The following is a 4256-nucleotide window of genomic DNA, read 5'->3' on the forward strand; positions in this document are numbered from 1 at the left end:
CGGGTGGCCGGGCCGGGAAGGCTCCCGGGGGCAGGGCCATGACCCTCGGCCGGGCCAGTGGCACCATGGCGATCGGTACGGTCGCCTCCCGGGCGTCGGGGTTCCTGCGGACGGTGGCGATCGCCGCGGCGATCGGCACCGGCGCGGTCGGGGACGCCTACAACGTCGCCAACACCACCCCGAACATCCTCTACGACCTGCTGCTCGGCGGGGTGCTGTCCAGCGTGATCGTGCCGGTGCTGGTCCGGGCGGCCAGGGAGGACGAGGACGGGGGCGAGGCGTTCGCGTCCTCGCTGCTCACCCTGGTGGTGCTGGGGCTCGGTGTCATCGTGGTGGTCGCGACGATGGCCGCCCCGGCCATCGTGGGCGTCTACCTGGTCGCCGGCGGCGCCGAGCAGGATCTCGCCGTGACGTTCCTGCGATGGTTCCTCCCGCAGGTGATCTTCTACGGGCTGGGCGCCACGATCGGGGCGATCCTCAACGTCCGCCAGTCGTTCGCCGCGCCGATGTTCACGCCGGTGCTCAACAACCTGATCGTGATCGCGACCTGCGTGGCGTTCATCTTCGTGCCCGGGCCGCGCCCGCCCACGGTCGGTGGGATCAGCGACACCCAGATCACCGTGCTGGCCGCCGGCACCACCCTCGGCGTCGTGGTCATGACGTTCGCGCTGCTGCCGTCGCTGCGGGCGGTCGGCTTCCGCTACCGGCCGCGGCTGGACCTCACCCATCCCGGGCTGCGCCAGGCGATGCGGCTGGCCGGCTGGACGCTGCTCTACGTGGCGATCAGCCAGGTCGGCTACCTGGTCATCGTGCGTCTCGCCAGCTCCACGACGGCGTACACCGTGTACACGTACGGATACCAGATCTTCCAGCTCCCCTACGCCATCGTCGCGGTGTCGGTGATCACCGCGCTGTTGCCGCGGATGAGCGTGCACGCTGCGGACAACCGTCGCGACCTGGTCCGCCAGGACCTGTCCACCGGGACGCGGCTGGCGGCGGTGGTGATCGTGCCGGCGGCGCTCGCGCTGCTGGCGCTGGGCCGCCCGATCGCGGTCGCGCTGTTCAACCACGGCGCGGTCAGCCACGCCGAGGCCCTGCGCATCGGTGACACCCTGGCCGCGTTCGCCGTCGCCCTGGTGCCGTTCTCGCTGTTCCAGGTGCAGTTGCGGGTGTTCTACGCCCAGCAGGACAGCCGGACCCCCGCGCTGGTCAACATGGGGATCGTTGCCACCAACATCGCCGGCGCGGCCGCGCTGAGCGCGCTGCTGCCCGACCGGCTGCGGTCGGTGGCGCTGGCGCTGGCCTTCGCCGTGTCCTACCTGGTCGGGGTCGCGGTCTCCTCGGTCCTGCTGCGGGGCCGCCTGGGCGGTATCGACGCCGGCCGGATCGCCCGCATGCTCACCCAGGTGACCATCGCCGGCGGGCTGGGCGCGGTCGTGGCCGCGGGGGTCTGTGCCCTGGTGCGGGAGGCTCTCGGCCAGGGCTGGCTCGGTTCGGGCGTGAGCGTCGTCCTCGCCTGCGCGGTGGGACTGCCCGTCTACCTGGTGGCCATCGTCCGGATGCGGCTGCCCGAAATGGCCGCGCTCGCCACAACCGTCCGGGGCCGATTTGGCTCACGATCGACACACTGATCCCGGCCACAACCGACACTGTGCCCGGACGCTCCCTCGCGGGCTCGTACACTGAACAGGCTGCATCCGGCTACGACAGTCGGACGCGTCGGTGATGACGGAGGCACTGTGGTCGACGGGCACAACCGACCGCCACAGGTCGACGTCGATAATGACGTGACGAGCAGCGCGACCTGGAAGGCCGGCACCGTGGCGGCACCGGCGTCCCCCGACGCCACCGGCCCGATGGATCCCCCCGGGCCCCCCACCCTGCCGGTCAGCACCGTGCTGGACGGCAGATATCAGCTTCTGTCGGTCATGCACGCGCGTGGGCCGGTCACCCTGTGGCGCGGTGACGACCGCATCCTCGCCCGGCCCGTCGCCGTCCGCGTGGTGCAACACGCCGGCACCGGCGCGCGCGACTCCGCGGCCCTCGACCGTGCCGCCGAAATGCTGCTGTCGGCTGCCATCGGTTCCGGCCGGCTGGTGCACCCTGGCGCGGCATCGACGTACGACGCCACGTCGACCACCACCGATGTCGGCCGTGTCTCCTACGTGGTGAGCGAATGGGTGGAGGGCCGCTCCCTGCAGGCGCTGTCCGCGCAGCGGCCCCTGCGCCCGGACCAGGCCGCGACCGTCCTGCTCGCCGTCGCCCGGGTGCTCGCCGCCGCCCACGAACGCGGCATCCACCACGGTGACCTGCGCTCCAGCGACGTCATTGTCTCCGGCCACGGCATGGTCAAGGTCGTCGATCTCGGTACCGGCTCGGTCGTGGCGGCGCTGGAGAAGGGCGCGCACAGTCAGGCCGAGCCCTGGGCCGGCGCCGACGGCCCAGGCCGTGACACCGAGGATGTCCGGGCCATGGGCGGTCTGCTCTACGCCGCGCTGACCGGGCACTGGCCGTTGGCCTGCGGCGACACCGGGCTCCCCCCGGCGGCCAGGACCGACGACGGCCGGGTGTACTCGCCACGACAGGTCCGCACGGACGTCCCACCGGACCTCGACGCGCTCACCCTGGCCGCGCTCGGGGACGACCGCGGCCGCCGGCCGGCGATCACGTCCGCGGCCGAGCTCGCCGAGGCGCTCGAGGATCTCGCCCCCGCGGACGGCACCCTGGATCTCGGCCGGGTCCGGTTCGACGACGAGCCGTCGCTGACCCGGGCCATGACCGCGGGACCCTCGACCTCCGGTTACACCGTGGACGGGTTCGACGCGGACCCCCACGGCCCGGCAGGCTCCTACGGCCCGCCGGGGAGCGCGGCGTACCCGCCTGGCGGCACCGGCACCGGCGGCTATCGCGGCGGTTACCGGGACGACCGGGGCCGCCAGGACGACGGCCGCTTCCCGACGGATCGCCCCCGCCGCGGCCGTTCCGCTCCCGCCTCCGGGGCGCCCGGCTTCCTCAGCGACCACCCGGACGAGCGGGGTGCCCGGCGATCGCGTGGCCCGCGGCCGCGCCGCAGACTGCTGCTCGTGGCCGGGCTCATCGCCACCATCGCGATGGTCGCGGTTACGGTGACCTCGGTCGTGCTGACCCGCGGTACCGACAAGAAGGCTCCGGCCGCCCCGTCCGCGGCCCCGTCCGCGACCGCCCCGGCCAGTACCGGTGAGCCGCTGCTGACCCCGAACGTGCTGGCCTTCGACCCACCGCCCGGGCAGAACGGCGAGAACGACGCGGAGGCGCCGAAGGCCATCGACGGCAACCCGTCCACCGTCTGGACAACGGAGGGGTACAACAACACCGACGGCCGGCAGTTCGGCGGGCTGAAGTCGGGGGTGGGTCTCCGGCTGGACTTTGGCCAGCCCGTCACCGTCCGCCAGATAACGATTACTTTTGGTTTCGGTCCTACCGCGTTCGAGCTGCGTGCCGGTGACGCCGCCGTGAACGACGTCAACGCCTACAGCGTGGTCCTCCCCGAAACCGTCGCCACCAACACGACCGTGTCCGTCCCGGCGACGACCGCCCACCGGTACTGGGTTGTCTGGCTGACCAGGTTGCCGACGGTGGACGACGGCCGGTTCAAAGGCGCTGTCGCGGACGTCTCCTTCCGCTCCTGACCAGCGGGAAGAACGCTCCGGCCTGGCCTCGCAGCCCCGTGACCCCCGCCCAGCCGCCCGCCCCTGGCAACGGCGCGCCGGACGGCACGGCCGACGAGAGCGCGGCCGACGCCGGCACCATCACCCCGGCTCCAGCCGCGCTTACCCCAGCTGGGCCAGCTGGCCCAGCCAACGCGGTGAACCCAGCCAACGCGGTGGAGCCGGCGAATGCGGTAAGCGCGGCGACCGCCCCGGTGACGCCGGCGGAGCGCGACCGGGCACTGCTCCGCCGGCATGTCGACGGGGACCCGGACGCCTTCACCGAGCTGGTACGGGCCCACAGCGGCCGCGCGTGGGCGGTGGCACTGGGCATGCTGCGGGACCGGGATGACGCCGCTGACGCCGTTCAGGAGGCGATGCTGTCGGCCTACCGCGGTGCCGCGGCCTTCCGCGGCGAGGCGTCGGTGTCCACCTGGCTGCACCGCATCGTCGTCAACGCCTGTCTGGACCGGCTGCGCCGGCGCGCGGCCCGTCCACAGGTCCCGCTGCTCACCGGTGGCGATGGTGACGGCGGTCATGGTCACGGTGGCGGTCGTGGCGGCGACGAGC

2 protein-coding genes and 1 pseudogene are annotated in these 4256 nt (G+C 73.1%); all 3 read left to right on the forward strand.

The window, feature by feature from the left end; all coding sequences use genetic code 11:
• Nucleotides 1–1631: murein biosynthesis integral membrane protein MurJ (gene murJ / locus FrCorBMG51_RS14585; protein ID WP_420848625.1), on the forward strand; the 1631-nt coding region annotated here is incomplete at its 5' end.
• A 108-nt stretch (nt 1632–1739) separates the two neighbouring features.
• Entirely contained in the window at nt 1740–3668 is a 1929-nt protein-coding gene (locus FrCorBMG51_RS14590; protein ID WP_047223605.1) for a protein kinase family protein, read from the forward strand.
• Between the two features lie 350 nt (nt 3669–4018).
• A pseudogene (locus tag FrCorBMG51_RS34805) lies at nt 4019–4256 on the forward strand (sigma factor); the annotation flags it as partial.

The sequence above is a fragment of the Protofrankia coriariae genome, from assembly GCF_001017755.1.
GTDB lineage: Bacteria > Actinomycetota > Actinomycetes > Frankiales > Frankiaceae > Protofrankia > Protofrankia coriariae.